This window comes from Paenibacillus whitsoniae, from assembly GCF_003955665.1.
In the GTDB taxonomy this organism is placed as follows: Bacteria; Bacillota; Bacilli; order Paenibacillales; family NBRC-103111; genus Paenibacillus_E; species Paenibacillus_E whitsoniae.
The window spans coordinates 1-18,451 of record NZ_RXHU01000062.1 but is presented as its reverse complement, the minus strand read 5'-3'; the positions used below and the strand labels follow the sequence as shown (position 1 = coordinate 18,451).

The window sequence follows — 18,451 nt, the reverse complement described above, 5'->3', positions numbered from 1 at the left end:
ATCGAGTTCAAATTACGAATCTATCTACCAACGGTACCCATCGAATTAATGACCTTATCCAGCATCTCATCAAAAGTTGTCAACGAACGAGCTGCTGCGTTGTAAGCATGCTGATACTTGATCATATCCGCCATTTCTTCGTCCAAAGAAACGCCGCTAACGGATTGTCTTCTGGCATCCACTTGATCGACCAGAATTTTCTGATTGGACACTTGCCGCTGTGCTTCCTGTGTTTGAACGCCAATTTCCGAGACGACCGCACGAAGGAACTCATCGAACGTACCGCCGTTCAAAATAATTTTCGTCACGCCGGAGCCGTCAAAGTTATACTTCGTATTCTTGATGTTCGCCAAAGCCAACGCGTTCTCGTTGTTCCCTTTCACCACACGTACTACACCATTCTCATCCGTATACGTTCTGGAGGAAGCTGCGATATTTTCCACATTGTCCGTGATATTGGAACTTACTTTAACCGTTGCAGCAGCCGTAGCAAAATCCGTGACCGGATCGAAGAAGTTTCCACCCTTCGTCGGTGGATTCGTATCCGCCAGTGTGTAGCCATTTTTATGCGCGTCATTCACAGCGGTCACGATCGTAGTGACCATAGAGTTCAATTGATTCCGATATTCATCGACATATCTGCCATTCGAATACATCAGCCCATACAGTTCACCGCTGTTCAGATCGCTAGGATATGCACCTGTAGCTACACTCTCGTCAAATGTTGTTGCCGTGCTACCCTCAACCAAATCCTGATTGCCCATCTTAATATGATAGCCGCCAGACTCTTCTTGAACCGATACATTAATAATTTTAGACAGCTGATCTACCAAGAGATCCCGCTGATCCCGCAAATCGTTGGCGTCATTCCCCAAGCCTTCTACGCGAAAAATCTCATTATTAAGACCCGCGATTTGTCTCAAGGTCGTATCGACCTGCGTCACTTTAACCGAAATGTTATCATTCAAGTCGGAAGAAAGATCGTTAAGCTGCTTCGCTGCATGATTGAACGCATCCGTCACCGCCAAAGCGCTTTCTTTGACTACCGCTCTCGTCTCAAGATTGTCCGGCTGCTTGCTAAGCTCCTGCCACGAGTTCCAGAAGTTATCCAGAACCTGACGAAGCCCCGTATCTGAAGGCTCATTAATAATCGCTTCCAGCTTCTCAAGCGTGTCTTGCTTCACCGTCCACTCGCCCAAACTCTTATTCTCATTGGCAAACTGCTTGTCCAAGAACGCTTCGCGAATCCGTTTCACCTCAGTAAACTGAACGCCTTGCCCCATTTGTCCAGGAATGGTGGAACGCTGCAAGCTCAGCGCCTCGATCGGCTCGGCAGCAACCATTTTTACCACTTGGCGCGAATAGCCCGGCGTATTGGCGTTCGCTACGTTATGACCCGCTGTCGTTAATGCCGCCTGCTGTGTCAGAATTCCCCGTTTGGATATTTCAATTCCACCAAAGCTTGATCTCATCCTTACCCTCTCCCATACTTGCTAGTTTCCGTTAACCTCTCCGGTCGAACATCCCCATACGCTTGCCGCCGCCCATCTGATTCGGATTCCGATACACCACATCGTCTTCAGGCGGGCCTATAATTAAATCCAACGAATAATCGATAAAAGAAAGCGACTGCTCGATTAATTGCTGGTTGATCGCATTCTTTTCCTTCAACTGCTCAATCGTAGCCAGCAGCTTCTGCTGTGCTTGCATCAGCGCTTGCTTCTCTTCCGCTTTAAAAATCACCTTAATCAAATCGCCGACCGTAATCTTCGGATTCGGATTGTATCCGCGCGAGATCAAGTAGGAACCAATCACTTGGATCCGATCCTGATTGGCTTCGGCAATAGCCCGAATCCACTTGTTCTCACGGTTCACAATTGCATTGAGCTGATCAATGTCATTGCTCACGAGAACCGGTGTCTTGAGCACCGTGAGCTCCAGCAGAGCCTCGTGCGCCTCTTGAAGTTTCTCCATCGTATCCAGCAACGGCTGAATGGACATGATCTTTCACCTGCTTTATCTGGTTGGTTAACGGTCAAACACTATTTCAAGTAAGGTAGAAGCTTCTCTGCGATCTTCCCGCTATCCACGTAATACGTGCCCGACGCGACAGACGACTTGAGCTGTTCCAAACGCTGCGAGTGCGCTTCCGTACGCACCGCTCCTTGAGCGCCCAGCAATTCCTTCGCCTCTGCAGAAATTTCGACTTGATCCTTCGCTTTCCCCTTCTTGCCTGCGGATGGAACAAAAGCGGAATCCCCAGCTTTCTTATAAGGATTCACAGCCCCGATTCGCCCATTATCGTTAATTTTCATACCGATTCACTCCTAGTTCTGACCTGACAAAATAAAAAGCCGATAATCTTTAGAACTATTATCGGCATCTCTCTTATGAAACTTTATATCTCCGCAGACCTATTTCACCGCGCCTAGTGCCGATCGCGGAGACGCTCCTGAATTTTGAACGCAACGTGCGCGTCCTTCACTTCCTGTTCCGTTTTCCGGCGTTCATCTTCGGTGTTGTTACGAACATCCTTCACCAGCTTCATCCGGCAAGGCTCGCACAGCGTATTCTCCCGAATCAGCGTTCCGCACACCTCGCAAGGATACCCCATGTTCGGCGCGTTCATAATCGAAATACGGCCTTCACGAATAAACTTCGTAATCTGCTTGACCGATACGCCCGTCGCTTCGCTCAAATCCGTAATATTCGTACCGCGATGATCGCGCAAGTATTTCAGGCATTTCTCATATTGCTGCTCCAAATCCTTCAAGCAGTTCGGACAAACCTCTGCAAAACCTTTCACGAATATTTTTCCGCAGCGCGGACAATTCGCGACATTCATGCCCATAAGATGGCCCCCTTTTATGATTCCCATTTCCGATGAATTAATTCCAGTTTACCTAATTCGACAACGTTTGCCTATGTCTATTATCGGAGAAATGATGTGAAAATTTTACGTCAACGCGCCCAGGTCAACCCGCAAATTTCAGCTGAGAATTCTTTTCCCAACGCCCGAGCGCATTGGCTCATCGTACTCCCCGTCGTGTATACGTCATCAACGATATAAATCCGCGTTACAGCCACTCCTGCAAGAGCTCCCGACCCCGGCAAGCTGACTTCAAAGACATTCGCCAAATCCCCGATTCGCGCATGCCGCCCCTTAAAACTTTGCTTGTCCGTATGCTTCGACCGACTGAGCAGCGGAACTACCGGGAGGCCAACTCGCCGTCCTAATTCCAGAGCCATTTGCTCCGCTTGATTGAACCCCCGTTCCTGCATCCTCAGCTCGCTCACCGGTACAAACGTGATGACCTCATGGGACTCCGCTGCCATAGCTCCCAGCTTCTCCTGTGCCAAACGAAAAGCATGCACCAACATGGCCCCCAGCACCGCTTGCAACCGTTCATCTCCGCGATACTTGTACCTGGCCAACAGCTCTTTCATCGTCTCATCGTACCTCACACTGCTCCGGCTCAGCACAAAAGTCGTATGGCGCTCACGTCGGCAATCCGGACAAGACTCCCCCCTCCCGCAAAACGCGCACAGCACACGATGTATCCATGGAATTTGATTATAGCAAGATGAACATAGCCCAAGCTCCTCTCCCTTGAGCGGACTGCTCTGCTGACACAACAAACAGTTTCCTCTGCTCGCGCCAAGAAAAGATACAAGCGCCTCCCGCACTCCGTTCCACCACAGCTTCACTTCGCGTCCTCCTTCAAAAACCCACGCTTTCGCGCAATTCGGTTCATCGTTCGAATCTGATGCAGTGCTTCCTTCTGTGACCGAGTGACTTCCGCCGCTGCAAAAACAACCCTGCCCGCCGGATCCTCCTTCGATCTCCCCGCACGGCCAGCCATCTGCACTAGTGCAGCGTCATCGAACAACCCTGAGTCTGCATCTAAAATAAACACGTCCGACTTCGGCACCGTCACTCCGCGCTCCAAAATCGTTGTCGTGACAAGCACACGAATGTCTCTTTTGCGAAATGCCTGTACCTTATCGGTTCGCAGATCGTCTTGCGACGAGGTACCTTCCACGCGAACCGACACTTCGCGCCTCAGCAGACCAACAACAGGCTCGACCAATTGAATGTTAGGGACAAAAATAAACACTTGCGCTCCCCGTTCTACGGATTGCTGCACCAGAACTAGCAATGAGCGGGAAATGCGCTGAGCTCCAACCATTTTTCTAAGGGATGGCGTTTGGATGAACCGGGGAAGAGGCAGAGGATGTCTATGAAAACGAACCGGAACCCGGACATGGGCCAAGCGCCCACGAGCCACAGCTTTCCGAACGGCCGGCGGAGGTGTTGCGGAGAGTAAAATCGTCATCCCGTCAGGTTTGCAGACTTGATCGGCCGCAAAACCAAGCATGGGATTGTTATGGTAAGGAAAAGCATCAATTTCATCAATAATGACCAGGTCAAAAGCCTGATAAAACCGCATCAGCTGATGCGTCGTCGCGATCGTGATCACACCTTGCTCCCAGCGTTCCTCGCTCCCGCCGTACAGGGTCACCACCTGGTATTCCTCGAACGCCCGGGAGATCCTTGGCTGTAGCTCCAGTACCACGTCCTTGCGCGGTGTCGCGATCAGCACACGACCACCCTGCGCAGCGATGTATTGGATAAAAGGAAAAATCATCTCGGTCTTTCCGGCCCCGGTGACCGCCCAGATCAAAAACCGACGCGCTGCCACCTCACGCCCGCGATCCACGCACACCCGGCTCGACGCCAGGTAGCGCAGCCCTTCCAGCGAGGCCGCCGTCTGCGCCTCGCTGAGCCCCCAGGGCCCCAGATAGGCGCTGAAATCGCCATCTGCGGCCTCCAAGGAGGCTGCTCCGCCTGCCGCCACGCCCCTGACGAGCAGCGAGCAGGAACGGACACGCCCCATCGTGAGGCAAGCCTCACAATAAGGGCAGTCCTCCCCGCAGCTCGCGCACCAAGACCAAAACAGCCGATCGCTGCCGCTCCCGCACCGCTTGCAGCGGTAGCGGAGCGATCGCCGGAACCCCCGGCGCCAGTCCCGCTCACTGCGGGCGCCGAGGCCGGGCGTCAGTTCCACGTCCCCGTGGAGCTGGGCCAGTTCTAGGTACGCGAGCCACGTCGGCTCCTCGCGTCCCGCCTCAAGCACCAGGCCCTGCGCCGCCAGGCACTGGTGCAGCTCCTCCTGCAGCAGCGAGCGGCCGCTGTAGGCCTCCACGAGACACCGGTACGTGCCGGCGTCCAACCCCGCCGAGCTGGCGCGCCGCCAGCTCGCATAACTCACCCAGCGGGCCGCGAACGGGCCCGCCGGCAACCCGCAAGCAGCTGCAGCCGCCTGCAGCTGCTCGAGCAACCAGCCCGCCGCCGCTTCGCCCGGCGGCGCCACCTCCACACCACGCCGCAAGGCCGCCAGCACCCGCACACCTTGCCCTAAAGAAACAAAAGGTTCGAACACGACGAGGCCGGCGTCGGCTGCGTAGTGTTCGAACCAATATTGACAAGCGGTTTGTTCATGTACTGTGTAATGCCAACTCCAATGCGTTCCCGTACGAACAGCATACACTCCTACCTTCATGCCCCACCGCACTTTCCTTTGAGATTGGCGAAAGCGTTTACTGCCCCAACACCGCTTAGACAGGCACTCTTACAAGGTCCTCCCGGTTGCTGAGATGAATGAGCACGACAGGATCATCATCGTGTTCCCGCAGAAAACGATCGATCGCATCAAAATCCGTTTGAATCCGAAAATCCAAAGCATGCGTCTGCGACAGCCGTTCAATAATCTCCCGTGTTTCATCGGAAGACCCTTCATCGATGATTGTCGCCTTAACCGGCTTCCCCTTTATACGCGAGAAGAAAAACATTGAACGGATCACCCATTCAATCTGACTCTGATTATTTTTCGTCACGAGTACAACGTTCATCGGTTTCTTACCCCGTTTGTTCCGAATACCAAACAGCAGATGAATCAAGGCTATACTAATGCCATAACACCCGATAATGCCGAGCAATCCTATCCACATCGCAGGTCCCTCCCTTACCTGCAGTGTATGCGGCAGCGCAAAGGGGGGTTCCTTCTGTTAGCTAGGTACAAGCCAGGCAGGCGAAGCTATAGCGTCACCCATCCATTTTTGATCGCAATAATAACCGCTTGCGTACGGTCGTCCACTTCCATCTTCTGCAGAATGGAGGACACGTGATTTTTTACCGTTTTCTCACTAATGTAGAGGAATTCGCCGATCAGCTTATTGCTTTTCCCTTCAGCCATCAATCGGAGCACTTCCGCCTCACGTTTGGTTAGTGGACTGTTTGTATTATGTATGTATTTTAGACCATTGTCCTTGACGCCTTGTCCATTGCCCACAACCCCGGCATCGTCCAAATACGTCATTCGGCGTAGTTGATTAATAAGCTTGCCCGTTACTTTAGGGTGAATGTACGCATGGCCGGAGACAACCGAACGGATCGCGTTAATCAACGACTCCGCTTCCATGTCTTTCAGCAAGTAGCCGGAAGCGCCTTTGCGCAGCGTCTCGAACACATAGCTCTCATCGTCATGGATGGACAAGATGATCACCTTAATCTCCGGGAAAATCAGCTTAAGACGCTCCGTAGCCACCACACCGTTCTCGAGCGGCATATTAATGTCCATCAGCACAATGTCGGGTGCAATTTGATTGCACAGTTCAATCACCTGGATACCGTCTCCGCATTCACCGATGACTTCCATGTCGTCTTCCATATTGATGATGCGTTTAACACCTTCACGAAAAAGCTGGTGATCGTCTGCTATCACGATTTGTACATTGCGTTTATGACTAGCCGTGTTGTCCATTCTCATTTTCCTCCTTGTTCTCTTCAACGCCGCCGATAGGGATGAGCATCGTGATTTTTGTGCCTGAACCTTTTTCCGACTCCAGAACCATCGTTCCTTCTAGTAATTCAACACGTTCACGCATGCCCAGTAAACCAAAGTTGTTCCCCTTTGCTATTCTTTGCTCTGTCTGCGGCACATCGAACCCGATACCATTGTCTGCTACATAGATCTGCACTTGGTCCGACTCGAGCGTAAGTTCAACAGAAAGGAAAGTCGCTTTTGCATGCTTGTAGACATTAGATAAAGCTTCTTGCACTAACCGGAAAATCGCAATTTCAAGACCGGACGGAATGCGCGTCTCTTTTCCAACCAGATTGAATTGCGTCGCAATCCGATACTTATCCTCAAAATCCTGCACATACTTCCGCAGCGTAGGCACAATCCCCAAATCATCAAGCGCCATCGGGCGGAGATTGAAGATGATCTTCCGGACCTCCTCAAGCCCCCCTCTGACCTGACCTTTCAGATCCGCTAATTCGTCCTTAACGGCTGAAAAATCTTCCTTCACCAACATACGCTGTACAATTTCTGTGCGAAGCACGACGTTGGCGAGTGTTTGCGCCATACCATCATGGATTTCACGAGCAATCCGCTTGCGCTCTTCTTCCTGGGCCAAAATAATCTTCAGACCCATCAGTTGTCTATTTTTGGCGGATTCAATAATGCGAGTCACTTGATTTAAATCACCGGATAAATACTCCAACGCCACATTCATCTGCGAAACAATCGTTTCGGCGCGCTCAACCTGCATGTCCACATTTTTCATACGAACCTGCAAGTCATGACGACGCGTCTTAAGGTTGTTCTCCTTCTCCCGAGCAACGGTAAGCTGGAGTTGGTAAGCAATCGCCGCTTCATAGGCAACTTTAATATCTTCCTCGCGGTACTTATTAAAATCGCGGCTTACTTCCGTAAGGCGGATGCGAGATCGCTTATACTCCTTCTCCAGTTTGTCGACGAGTTCAATGGTGAGGCTCGTTTCTTGTTTAATCTCGTCCAACTCACGCGCAAGTGATTCTTTCTCCAAACGTGCGGCCTCAGCGATCTCAAACAACTGATACTTGCTGCTCTCCATGACGTTAATGGCGTTTTTTATGACACGATCGATAGCGTCCGGTTGCAAATGACACAAGCTCCTTTAGTGAATCCAGTTAATAGGAATTAGTCTACCCCATATTGTAGCACATTTCTTCGATTTTGCCGTGAACTTCTAGTACTATTTATTCAATCGTTATCCCGTAATTTTGGGGATCCCAGCCTACTTTAAATCCTAATCTCTCAGAAATCAGACGAAGTGGGACCATTGTCACGTTATTCATAATGGCTGGAGCCACCTCCGCGGTAACACGCTGGCCGTTCACAATCAGATCCGCATTATCAATCCACAAATCGATCAGCTTATCCCCACGAATCACGGTTACTTTGCGCTCTTTTTCGTCCCATTTTACCGTACCGTTCAAAGCTTCTGTCACAAAACGAATCGGGACCAGCGTATTATCCTTCACGATCGTCGGCGCTTGCTCCAAGGTCATCGGCTGGGTATTGAGTGTCGCTTGCTTCTTGTTTACCGTTAATTGAACTTTATTATTCGGGAGTGCGGGAAGCTGACCTTTATAAATAAAGGAAATATCATCGATATTAATTTTCCCCTTAGGCGCCCTTTCATCCTGACCGTTCAATGGATTAGCGACATAGACGCTCTTGATCGTAAGCGGATATTTCAAGTTGGAGAGGTCTGCAGTCACCTTCCGCCAGCCTGTCCAGTTCATATTTTCCGTCAAGCTGACGAGATTACTTTTTCCATTGCCGTCAATAATCTCGGCTCTCACCCAGTTAAAACTGCCGTCACCGTACACTTTCGCCGTCAAGAATTGCGGTTCGCCCTCAATAGGAGCGCCATACTTATCATTGAACTTTGCGTAAGCCGCTTTCGTTCCGGTTCCCTTAGTGAAGTCGTAGCTGAGTTCGAGGTTTTTGCTTCCGGAGGAAGTCACAATATTTACGGAGGCACCTACTTCAGCAGGATACTTGTCGGATGTTGTCATGACTGCGTAGTTATCCAAGTCGTACCAGATCTTCTCCTGACCAACCGGGAGCGTGACCATTGTGCTGTACCCGTCGTATTTCGCAATAACCTGGGCAGCCTTCGCCCCCGCGGCACTGTCGATATGCAGCACACCGTTTGTAATCGTACCCTTCACTCCGCTTAACTCCCATGTCGCAGACGACGCAGGCAGTTCTCTTGTGGCACCGCTTCGCGTTTTCACCGTAATCGGCAGTCTAAAGTCTCCGCCCTCTGTCACGGAAAAAGCCCCCGAGCTAAACGCCATAGACGTAATCTGATCCCGCCCTACAACTTCAACATCCATCGATGCCGAGCCATTGCCGGATTTCGCTGTGATCTGCGTTTTTCCTACCATTGTTGGCGTAAAAACATTATCCTTAAACACGCCGATATTTCCTGTACTTCCCCATTGCGGCGTTACGCTTGAAACGGAAATCGGATTGTAATAATCATCATAGGCCTTAAATTGATAAGTGCTGGATTCATTCATAAAAAGTAAAGACTGGCCTTTGAGGATAAGTCCTTTCAAATTCCCTTTCGGCGCTGTCGAGTATACGCCCAAACCATTTGCAACGGCGCGTTGGTTGCCGTTCTCCGTCTGATTCACAAGCTTGGGATCCATATCTCCCAACGATCTTGAAACCATTTGCGTTGAGCCGCCGCCATCGAGGACCATCCCCCGCCATACGCCGGCGTCGACCATGAACTGTTGGAGCTCCGGAAGCGTCATTCCCGCACTGCCGCTGCTGCGATCAGATGTAATAATATATGCCTTCTTCAGGTCCTTCGAATACCCAACCGCCGTCCGAGAACGAGGACTGTAGCCGCTGAAATCATTAATGTCTCGGGTAAAATAACTTGGCTTCCCGTCATCTACCAGCAGCGTCGAGCCGCCGATCAGCATTTTAAAATTTTTCCAATCATACGTTTTGGAAATATCATGAGGAATCATATCGTACTTTGTCGTAATTTTATCTCCGACTTTGAGATGATTCACGATAAAATCCCGCGCAAGCCCTGACCCGCGTAAAATATAACCGTTCACGGGAGCAACCTTTTTCACATTCGTGTCCACGGCAATTTCCTTGACAATATCGTTCTCAATGAGTGCTTCCGTCGGCACATGTGTCCCATCAACCGCCCTTTGTGTCATCGCCCAGGCGCTTGTATAGAGGAATAAGCCATCTGCAATAAGCGGAGTGCCATTATCATCCCAGTAGAACGTTTTGTTTACACCGCCGAGCTCAAATGAAGTGCCATCCTTCGCAGTTACCTTCCCTTGAAAATCGAGAATATCAATAATCGGCTGATTATCTTTGGTGATCGCGAAAGAGTACAGACCGGAGATTTTCGCAGGCGTCGCCATCACCTGTCCATTCGTAATTTGCGCCCCTTCCGGCACGCCCTCCGCTTGTGTGTTGAAGAAGTCACCGTTTACCCCGGCAACAGCCCCTGTATCCTTCACCATGCCCAACACACTCTGATTTTTCGTGAATTGATTGTTCGTTCCCGCCATCGCATCGATTTTCACATTCGGGTTCGTCAAATCCACCTCAATCACATTCGCATTCACGGAAACCTCTTTGTTGCTGCGGGTGGTTGTCCAAATATAATTTTTCATTATTGCGCCGGAAGTAATGATTTCTTGTGAACTCAGCGTCAATTTCGTACCCACGGCCGCTACCTGCGTCCCCGCAATTAACTGCCATGATAGAAGGCACGCTAATGCTGCGACGCCGACTTGCTTCTGTAACCTCATGCTGGATCTCCACTCCTCTTCCATACTCTCTCTATTGTTATCGTCTTATGATATTTATATAGACTCTAAAACTATGGAAAAAGTTACGAAATTTGTCGCGTTGTATTTATATTTCAAAGAACGCCCAGTTTTCGAGCCAAAAATAAAAAGAGCATGCCTCGCTTCCGCCCGCGGGTTTGCTCTCTGCTTGAGATACACTGGATTATATTTATAATCAAGGCTTATAAACTGCTAACTCTCTTCAACTTCGCTTCTTGCTCGATCGAACGATACGATAAGAGCTCAATTAATTGCTGTTGCTGCTCTTGATTCTTCTCGATGCGCTTCACCGCTTCGTTCGTTTCCATGATCGCTTGCTTCATTTGGCTTTGTTCAAGTTCAACGCTGTCAAAACGCACTTCGAGATTGTCCAATCGAGCTTCGACCTTGTCCAGTCTTACTTCAACATTCTCTAACCGAGCTTCGACTTTTTCCAGTCTCGCTTCAACATTCTCCAGTCGAGTTTCAATATTGTCGAGCCGTTGAATAATTGGAACCAATTCCTCTTTCAAAACCGCTCTAAATACTTCCTTCAACTCATGATCCATAACAACTCACTCCCGTCTCATAAGTGATTATTCCTATCTTACCACACCTAACTGCACAAATATATTATACGACAAAAATATTGCTTTTTCCCATTTTTTATGCAAATTTAATGCAACGTTCTCGTCGAAATTTGTCATAAAAAACGACAAAAAACCGCCCAAATCGGGCGGTTTCCTACCTGCCAGCTTTATACCAAAGCTTGTGCTTGTGCTTTAAGCGTTTCTGCTTTGTCTGTACGCTCCCAAGGAACGTTCAGATCGTTACGGCCGAAGTGACCGTAAGCAGCGGTTTGACGATAAATTGGACGACGCAAGTCAAGCTCCTTGATGATGCCCGCTGGGCGAAGATCAAAGTTGCTTTGAACCAGCTCAACCAGCTTTTCTTCGCTGATTTTGCCTGTACCAAATGTATCAACTGCGATAGACACTGGACGTGCTACGCCGATCGCGTAAGCCAATTGAACTTCACATTTGTCAGCAAGGCCAGCAGCTACGATATTTTTCGCAACATAACGCGCCGCGTATGCGCCGGAACGGTCAACCTTTGTCGGATCCTTACCGGAGAATGCGCCGCCGCCGTGACGTGCGTAACCACCGTAAGTATCAACGATGATTTTACGGCCAGTCAAACCAGCATCCCCTTGTGGTCCGCCGATAACGAAACGGCCAGTTGGGTTAATGAAGTAGTTTGTTTTCTCGTCCAACAGGTTAGCTGGAACGATAGGCGCGATAACATGTTCTTTAATGTCTTTTTGGATTTGCTCCAAAGTCACATTCTCATCATGCTGTGTGGATACAACGATCGCATCAACGCGAACCGGTTTGTCATCCACGTATTCAACCGTTACTTGTGTTTTACCATCTGGACGCAAGTATGGAAGCGTACCGTTCTTGCGGACCTCAGTCAAACGACGAGCCAGTTGGTGGGAAATCGAAATAGGAAGCGGCATAAGTTCAGGTGTTTCATTAACAGCAAAACCAAACATCAACCCTTGGTCACCTGCGCCGATCGCTTCAATTTCAGCATCCGACATGGAACCTTCTCTTGCTTCAAGCGCTCTGTCAACGCCTTGCGCAATGTCAGGGGATTGTTCATTTAGGGAAACGAGCACTGCACAAGTTTGGGAGTCAAAACCAAATTTTGCACGCGTGTACCCGATATCTTTAATCGTTTGTCTTGCGATAGCTTGGATATCCACATACTCAGACTTCGACGTGATCTCACCAATTACCAATACCAAACCTGTTGCTACCGAAACCTCACATGCTACACGAGCATTTGGATCGTTAGCCAAAAACGCATCCAATACCGAGTCAGAAATCTGGTCACAAATCTTATCCGGATGACCTTCTGTTACGGATTCGGATGTAAATAAACGACGACCGCTTACATGCGCCATTCTCTTCATCCTCCTACATTCTATATTTCTTAGTATGATTGAAAAGCTTTTAATCGATGCCTATATCAAAATGGGCCCGGCTTTAGCGGCAGCTTTTCACGCCAAACGGAATCCCTCTTTTTGCGCGCAAGCGCTGGAAAGAACAACGAATTCCGTAAAAAAAATGAACCTTTCCCGCTCGAGAAAGGTTACACGAAAGTTAGACCTTCAATTCGTTATCTTACTACATTTATATAGGAAAGTCAATTTAAATCCACCGTTCCATACTTTAAGGAAACTTTAAGCTTTCGATCATTTTTTATTCATGGGGCTTTTATAAAATAAAAAAACAATAAGTTCACTACAGACTAAAAAGCGTTTCTTCCGCTCTCTGAATGAGCCGCGCCGTGATGCGTCCGCCCACCGCTCCCGTGTCTCTAGAGGAGATGTGCCCCCAGTAATCCTCTTTTACAGAAGAGGAAGGGATCGCACCTAGCTCTGTTGCAAACTCCGTATCGGCATTTAATGACATCTGCTTGCCAACAGGCAAGCCTAGCTCAGCAGCGATTTCATATTTCAGTACATCCAAAGCCTTTTTGGATTCCGGAACCACTTTACTGTTTCTCGCCATAACGAAACGCCTCCTTAGGTTTCTTAGAGATTGGTCCCCTCTAACGACTGAGCTTTAGTGGGGGTATGTCTTTAGTATGGCTGGATTCCGCGGCTCAAACCGAATAAGAAGTTGGCTGTAAGGGTAAAATATTGGAGAGCATGTAAGGAACGACTTCCATGTTCGAAGGCAATAATGAGCGTTATCTGCACGGACTTTCGTGGCAAGGAGTTTGCTGATGGCAATGCCCGTCGCAAAAACAAAAGAGGGCAAGCTCTTGGCTTACCCTCATGAAATTGCTATTCGGCTGTGCTGCCGTCTGCATTGAGCACAAGATATCCGCCGCGTACCATGACATAAACTTCGGCGTCATTTTTCGGTGAAACCTGGATCCCACGGCCTTCCGTCGGGAAAATCAAAAGATGATTCAGCGCAACTTCCGTTCCCGCTGGCAAATCCTTGCCTCCCGTGACATCCGGGATGCCATTGCCATCTTTGCTCACGGCGAGGACCTTGCCCGTTCGCACGATAAATTCCGCGCCAGCGCCGGCGTACAGGGTTTGTCCATTTTTCAACTGGACAACCTTCATATTCGCCGCTGGCGTTACGCCCGTGCCTCCGTTGCTCCCGCTGCCATTCTGGCTACCACCAGAATTGGCCGCGATCGCGGAGGCGACAATCTCTTTCACCTTTGCTTCGCTTAAGGTGTTCTGATCGAAGTAGCTCTTCGTGATCACCGGATCACTGGAAGAGCCCGCGGTTGGGGCTTCGGCTTGGGAGGTGGAGAGCAAGACAAAACTTATTAGCCCCATAATTGCCAAGGATGTATAAAATTTCACTGTTTTTACTCCTTACTCTATTAATGAGTTTATTTAGAAAAGAAAAAGACCCCGAAGGGTCCTTTTCACTATAACGAAGATTATGGAGTTACTACGATTTGAACGGATTTACCGTTTGGAGCAGTAGCTGTAACAACATACTCGGCTACACCAGCAGGAACTGTTACTACACCTGTAGCAGGATCGATAGAAACGCTACCCGAGCCAGATGTTCTAGCTGTTGTGTTAACCGTGAAGTTAACGCCTAGCACCGCTTTGTAGGTAAGGATTGCTGCATCAGTGTACTCAATACCATAGTTGTCAACAACTTTGAATTTATTGTCGCTATCTTTGTTGAACAGCTGCCATACGTTGAAACCAGTTGTAGCACTTAGTTTCTCAGTTGTGTTTACACTTGTACGACCTGCAGTAATCGAATCAACTGTAATTGGATCAGCCTTAACCGTTACTTCTTGCGACAGGTTAATAGTTTCGCCTCTGTTTGTGTACACAACTGCTGATACTGTAGCTGTCCCTGCCTTGTACCCAAGGACATAAGCCTTTTGAACAGGTGCAGTTGCATTATTCGGATCCCAATCGTATGCGCCAGTATTAGAAGCAGTAAGGATTACGTTAGGGTCAGAACTAGTCAGGCTAGTGATGTAATTCGTAGGCAGTTTAACTTTATTACCTGCTTCGTCTTTCGCAGTTACACCAACGCTTTTATCGAATTGGCTAACGCTTGTGCCTGGAGCTAATGTTTCATTAGCTGGATTCATAGGACTTTGTGGATATACCGATCCCAATTTATCCTTAGCAGCAAACAGGGAACCGATAGCGTTCAAGGAATATGTCAGCTTAGTGTCAGCTTTTACCGCTTGGATCGAACGGCTAACTGTACTGGAATTTTCGCCCCATGAACCGCCAGCTGGTTTTTTCTCAATTACTACTTTAATAGTTGCTTTACCTTCAGTAAAGTTAGTCTTTGTATCAAAACCTTTGTTGAATTGGTCGATCTTTGTGTTGTCAAAAACATAAGTCGTTACATTACCAACAGTGCTGGTCGATGTATATGTGCCTCTAGGTGTAATATCTGTATCATTTCCAGCTTGATCTCTTGTAACTTCAGCTTTGATTTGGTATTCAGCAGTGCGTCCATTTTGACCAGGGATAGTTGCACCGATATTGTCATTTAGGTTTTTACCGAATTGGTCAACCAATTGGAAAACAACTTTATCGTCTGCACCCAAAATTGCTTTTGCAGCAGACTCTGTTTTCACAACGAAGGAATCTGGGTAACGTCCTTCACCAACATTTACACTCGTTTGAACAAATGTATTGCTTTGGGATTGATTGATTTGACCAGAAATGTATAGCTTGTTACCTACAGAATTGTCTGTAGTGAAGGCAAGACGAAGCTTACCTTTATCTGCACCTGTTTCTTGAATTGCCGCTGTACCATTAGATACCGAGAAAGTGAATCGTGCTTTGTTATCAACGATATCTTGAGCGCTCAGTTTATTACCGTTAGCGTCAGATACGATCAGTGGAACGAATACTTCTCTATCTGTAGCACTGACGGAAACAGCAGATGTATCAAACTCAACTTTAGTAGCCAGATTACCAGCGCCTACACTAACTGTAGCAGATGCAGATGAAGAGCCACCATAAATATTGATTGTGAAATCAGCATTTTTGTCTACTTTTCCAGTCAATTTTACTTTGATTCGTGCATTACCATTGTCATCAAACAAGTCGCCAACAGCAAGCGTCGAACCTGCTTTATCAACTACCAGTTTTTCCTCATATGGAGTGACCACTGGGTTAATATTGCTCGCATTAACTTCTGGAGTACCACCATTGAACTGGGATCTAACAATTTCATTTCCGTACTGGTCAAGTAATGTCAACGGAATTGAAGCACTATCATCAGCAGAAGTCAATTTGTTTGTTGTGGTATTGGAATAAGTAACCTTACCAGCCTCAATTTTGCTTAGAAGTGGAACTGTCCCCACTTTAAAGTTTTTAGATACTGTAACGTTGCTATTGTTAAAGTAAACAGTAATTGGAACAATACCATTGCCTTGAGTAATGCCATTATTCAATGCTTTAGTCGCGAATGTAAGCACGAAATTCCCGTCAGTGTCTTTTTTAAAGGAAGTAGGCGCTTGACCGCTTACAAGTGCTGTAAAGCCAGAAGTGGAGATAGATACAGCTTCACCATATTGGTTAACAGCTTTAACTTTAACAGAAGCATCTGTACTGTACGCAACTGTATCGCCAGCATTTACGAAGTCGATTTTGGAAACTTGCTCATCAGTTCCTTTGAATGTTGCAGTTGTTTTGTCAACATTTGCAGCATCAAGACCAGACAATGTTACAGTGTAGTCACCTTCGCTGATTCTTGAATCAGTTGTAAGAGTAACGGATTTCTTATCCTCGGACCATACAGGTGCTGTAGTAGTAGTAACTACAGGCGCTGTACCTTTAGTCAAAGCAAATTTCGCAGCTGCTGTATCAACCGGTTTGTTGAAAGTCACTTGAACTTTATAAACACCAACCGCTTTTGCTTCAGTCAAAGAAATTTTACCTGGAACTACGTATTGTTGTTTCGCTTCATACGCACCAGTCAAAAGAAGGTCACGAGTAGCGTTTGCTTGACCACCGAATTTGCCGTCTTCGCCATTAGCAAGAAGCTTCAATTCAAGAGCCAGTGCTACATAACCTTGAGCCCAGTCAGAAACAGTTGCATCTGTACCAGTTTTTGCTTTAGCATCAGCATCTTTACCAAGAACGCGAACCAAGAAAGTAGCCAGCTGTTCTTTTGTTACTTTACCAGCTGGGTTGTAAGTGCCTTCGCCGTAACCATCTGTTACGCCAGCAGTTTTCAGAGCTTCGATGTAAGGAAGAGCATAGCCGTTAGCTTTGTCGTCAGCCTTAACATCAGAGAAGCTGGAAGTTGTTGCATCAGCTTTCAGCCCCAAAAGAAGTGCTGCTACTTTTGCGAATTGTGCACGGTTCATTTCTTCTTTCAGGCCAAAAGTATCTTCGCTCACACCATCAAAAATACCAGCGGAAATCATTGCATCGAATTTCGCTTTTGTAGCTGCGTCAAGATCTTTAAGATCTGTGAAGTCTGCGGATGTTTTACCGAATGCTACGGAAGAAAACATGGATAATGCCATTGCGGAAGTAAGTATTACGGATAAACTTTTCTTCATAACCTTTTTTTCTCCTCCTTGAATATCTTTATCATTATTTGTTAGGTTAGATCTAACTTTATTGTAGCTCGATGTACTCATTTTTTGGTTCACCCCCTTTCCAGAGTTAGAGCGGTATATAACTAAGTTCACTTGCAGCTTATAATGCTACAAAGGAAAACTAGTAAACTTTTAGATAGAAAAATAGGCACATACACCAATTCACATTATACATTGGTCGAATAGCATCGTAAAGAATTATTTTCTTAATGCATTTCTTTTGCTTAGTTTCAAAGTATTAAACGCATAGTTTTCTAAAAAGTTGCGATGCAAATAAAAATATTTGAAAAAACTTTCGAAAAAACAAAAAAAGACCCCATGGGGTCTTTTTTTGTTTAATTATTCGTTCTTAGTTTTGAGGAACAGCGATCGATACTTGTACGGATTTACCGTTAGGGGCAATTGCTGTTACAACAAATTCTGTTACTGTGCTATCTACATGTGTAATCTCACCTGTTTTAGCATCTACCGTTACGTTACCAGTTCCGCCTACTGTCGCTACAGTGTAACGAAGTCCAAGTACTGCATCATATTGTGCAATTGCTGCGTTTTCGTACTTAATGCCGTATTGGTCTGTTACTTTCAATGTGTTATCGCCATCTGTAAAGTACTCATAAGCAAATGTTCTAGTATCAAGCGTTGCCGTTGTTTTACCAGCTTCCAGTTTATCCACTGTAATCGCATCAGCTTTCACTGTCACTTGTTGCGTCAAGTTAATTGTCTCACCTTTGTTTGTGTACACGACCGCGGAGACTGTTGCTGTTCCTGCTTTGTTACCCAATACATAACCATCTTGGTTCCCATCGGCCACAACATTTAGGATGGATGGATCCGAGCTAGAGATGCCTTGTACGTAGTTGGAAGGCAGAATCACTTTGTTACCTGCAGAGTCTTTTGCGATTACGGACAATTTTTTATCAAATTGGCTGTTGCCCGCGACCAAACCTTCGCCGGCTGCTACGCCTGTAGTCAGCTTATCTTGCGCCGAGTAGAGGTCACCGATGGTGTTAATGCTGTACGTCAATGTTGTATCAGATTTAACAGCCTCAAACGTACGGCTTACCGAAGAAGAGTAGTCAGAGTAGCCTCCGCCGTTTGTTTGTTTCT

15 protein-coding genes and 1 pseudogene are annotated in these 18,451 nt (G+C 47.5%); all 16 read right to left on the bottom strand.

Annotated features, from left to right (window positions below):
• Positions 1–20 precede the first annotated feature (20 nt).
• Positions 21–1,472 (bottom strand): flagellar hook-associated protein FlgK, encoded by a 1,452-nt coding sequence (gene flgK, locus EJQ19_RS19815; protein WP_126142973.1) that lies wholly within the window; start codon positions 1,470–1,472, stop codon positions 21–23.
• 31 nt (positions 1,473–1,503) lie between these two features.
• Positions 1,504–2,001 carry a flagellar protein FlgN gene (locus tag EJQ19_RS19810; protein WP_126142972.1) on the bottom strand — a complete coding sequence of 166 codons (498 nt, stop codon included), beginning with the start codon at positions 1,999–2,001 and terminating at the stop codon, positions 1,504–1,506.
• 41 nt (positions 2,002–2,042) lie between these two features.
• Positions 2,043–2,315 (bottom strand): flagellar biosynthesis anti-sigma factor FlgM, encoded by a 273-nt coding sequence (gene flgM / locus EJQ19_RS19805; protein ID WP_126142971.1) that lies wholly within the window; start codon positions 2,313–2,315, stop codon positions 2,043–2,045.
• 113 nt (positions 2,316–2,428) lie between these two features.
• Entirely contained in the window at positions 2,429–2,851 is a 423-nt protein-coding gene (locus tag EJQ19_RS19800; RefSeq protein ID WP_126142970.1) for a TIGR03826 family flagellar region protein, read from the bottom strand.
• 110 nt (positions 2,852–2,961) lie between these two features.
• Positions 2,962–3,708 (bottom strand): ComF family protein, encoded by a 747-nt coding sequence (locus EJQ19_RS19795; RefSeq protein WP_126142969.1) that lies wholly within the window; start codon positions 3,706–3,708, stop codon positions 2,962–2,964.
• A complete protein-coding gene (locus EJQ19_RS19790; RefSeq protein WP_126142968.1) occupies positions 3,705–5,564 on the bottom strand; it encodes an ATP-dependent helicase ComFA in 1,860 nt (619 codons plus the stop codon). Before EJQ19_RS19790 ends, EJQ19_RS19795 begins: the two co-directional genes overlap by 4 nt.
• A 55-nt stretch (positions 5,565–5,619) precedes the next feature.
• Positions 5,620–6,012 (bottom strand): glycosyltransferase family protein, encoded by a 393-nt coding sequence (locus EJQ19_RS19785; RefSeq protein WP_126142967.1) that lies wholly within the window; start codon positions 6,010–6,012, stop codon positions 5,620–5,622.
• Positions 6,013–6,098: 86 nt separating this feature from the next.
• Entirely contained in the window at positions 6,099–6,824 is a 726-nt protein-coding gene (locus EJQ19_RS19780; protein WP_126142966.1) for a response regulator, read from the bottom strand.
• Positions 6,808–7,989 carry a sensor histidine kinase gene (locus tag EJQ19_RS19775; RefSeq protein ID WP_126142965.1) on the bottom strand — a complete coding sequence of 394 codons (1,182 nt, stop codon included), beginning with the start codon at positions 7,987–7,989 and terminating at the stop codon, positions 6,808–6,810. Before EJQ19_RS19775 ends, EJQ19_RS19780 begins: the two co-directional genes overlap by 17 nt.
• Positions 7,990–8,086: 97 nt before the next feature.
• Positions 8,087–10,690, bottom strand: coding sequence for a stalk domain-containing protein (locus tag EJQ19_RS19770; protein ID WP_126142964.1), 2,604 nt, complete (start codon positions 10,688–10,690; stop codon positions 8,087–8,089).
• Between the two features lie 221 nt (positions 10,691–10,911).
• A complete protein-coding gene (locus EJQ19_RS19765; protein ID WP_126142963.1) occupies positions 10,912–11,277 on the bottom strand; it encodes a hypothetical protein in 366 nt (121 codons plus the stop codon).
• 188 nt (positions 11,278–11,465) lie between these two features.
• Positions 11,466–12,677, bottom strand: coding sequence for a methionine adenosyltransferase (metK, locus tag EJQ19_RS19760; RefSeq protein ID WP_126142962.1), 1,212 nt, complete (start codon positions 12,675–12,677; stop codon positions 11,466–11,468).
• Positions 12,678–13,017: 340 nt separating this feature from the next.
• Entirely contained in the window at positions 13,018–13,287 is a 270-nt protein-coding gene (locus tag EJQ19_RS19755; RefSeq protein WP_126142961.1) for an alpha/beta-type small acid-soluble spore protein, read from the bottom strand.
• A 278-nt stretch (positions 13,288–13,565) separates the two neighbouring features.
• Positions 13,566–14,105: a hypothetical protein gene (locus EJQ19_RS19750; RefSeq protein ID WP_241243000.1), complete on the bottom strand. Its 540-nt coding sequence runs from the start codon at positions 14,103–14,105 to the stop codon at positions 13,566–13,568.
• An 80-nt stretch (positions 14,106–14,185) separates the two neighbouring features.
• The gene (locus EJQ19_RS19745; RefSeq protein WP_126142960.1) at positions 14,186–17,386 is read right to left on the bottom strand and encodes an S-layer homology domain-containing protein; all 3,201 of its coding nucleotides are present in this window, start codon (positions 17,384–17,386) and stop codon (positions 14,186–14,188) included.
• A 307-nt stretch (positions 17,387–17,693) separates the two neighbouring features.
• A pseudogene (locus EJQ19_RS31915) lies at positions 17,694–18,451 on the bottom strand (hypothetical protein); the annotation flags it as partial.

Bases quoted from the DNA above. Each gene is read 5' to 3' on its own strand.
- EJQ19_RS19770 (WP_126142964.1), bottom strand. From the start codon at position 10,690: ATGAGGTTACAGAAGCAAGTCGGCGTCGCAGCATTAGCGTGCCTTCTA.
- EJQ19_RS19755 (WP_126142961.1), bottom strand. From the start codon at position 13,287: ATGGCGAGAAACAGTAAAGTGGTTCCGGAATCCAAAAAGGCTTTGGAT.
- EJQ19_RS19790 (WP_126142968.1), bottom strand. From the start codon at position 5,564: ATGAAGGTAGGAGTGTATGCTGTTCGTACGGGAACGCATTGGAGTTGG.
- flgM (WP_126142971.1), bottom strand. From the start codon at position 2,315: ATGAAAATTAACGATAATGGGCGAATCGGGGCTGTGAATCCTTATAAG.
- EJQ19_RS19800 (WP_126142970.1), bottom strand. From the start codon at position 2,851: ATGGGCATGAATGTCGCGAATTGTCCGCGCTGCGGAAAAATATTCGTG.
- EJQ19_RS19785 (WP_126142967.1), bottom strand. From the start codon at position 6,012: ATGTGGATAGGATTGCTCGGCATTATCGGGTGTTATGGCATTAGTATA.
- metK (WP_126142962.1), bottom strand. From the start codon at position 12,677: ATGGCGCATGTAAGCGGTCGTCGTTTATTTACATCCGAATCCGTAACA.
- EJQ19_RS19810 (WP_126142972.1), bottom strand. From the start codon at position 2,001: ATGTCCATTCAGCCGTTGCTGGATACGATGGAGAAACTTCAAGAGGCG.
- EJQ19_RS19745 (WP_126142960.1), bottom strand. From the start codon at position 17,386: ATGAGTACATCGAGCTACAATAAAGTTAGATCTAACCTAACAAATAAT.
- EJQ19_RS19780 (WP_126142966.1), bottom strand. From the start codon at position 6,824: ATGGACAACACGGCTAGTCATAAACGCAATGTACAAATCGTGATAGCA.
- EJQ19_RS19765 (WP_126142963.1), bottom strand. From the start codon at position 11,277: ATGGATCATGAGTTGAAGGAAGTATTTAGAGCGGTTTTGAAAGAGGAA.
- flgK (WP_126142973.1), bottom strand. From the start codon at position 1,472: ATGAGATCAAGCTTTGGTGGAATTGAAATATCCAAACGGGGAATTCTG.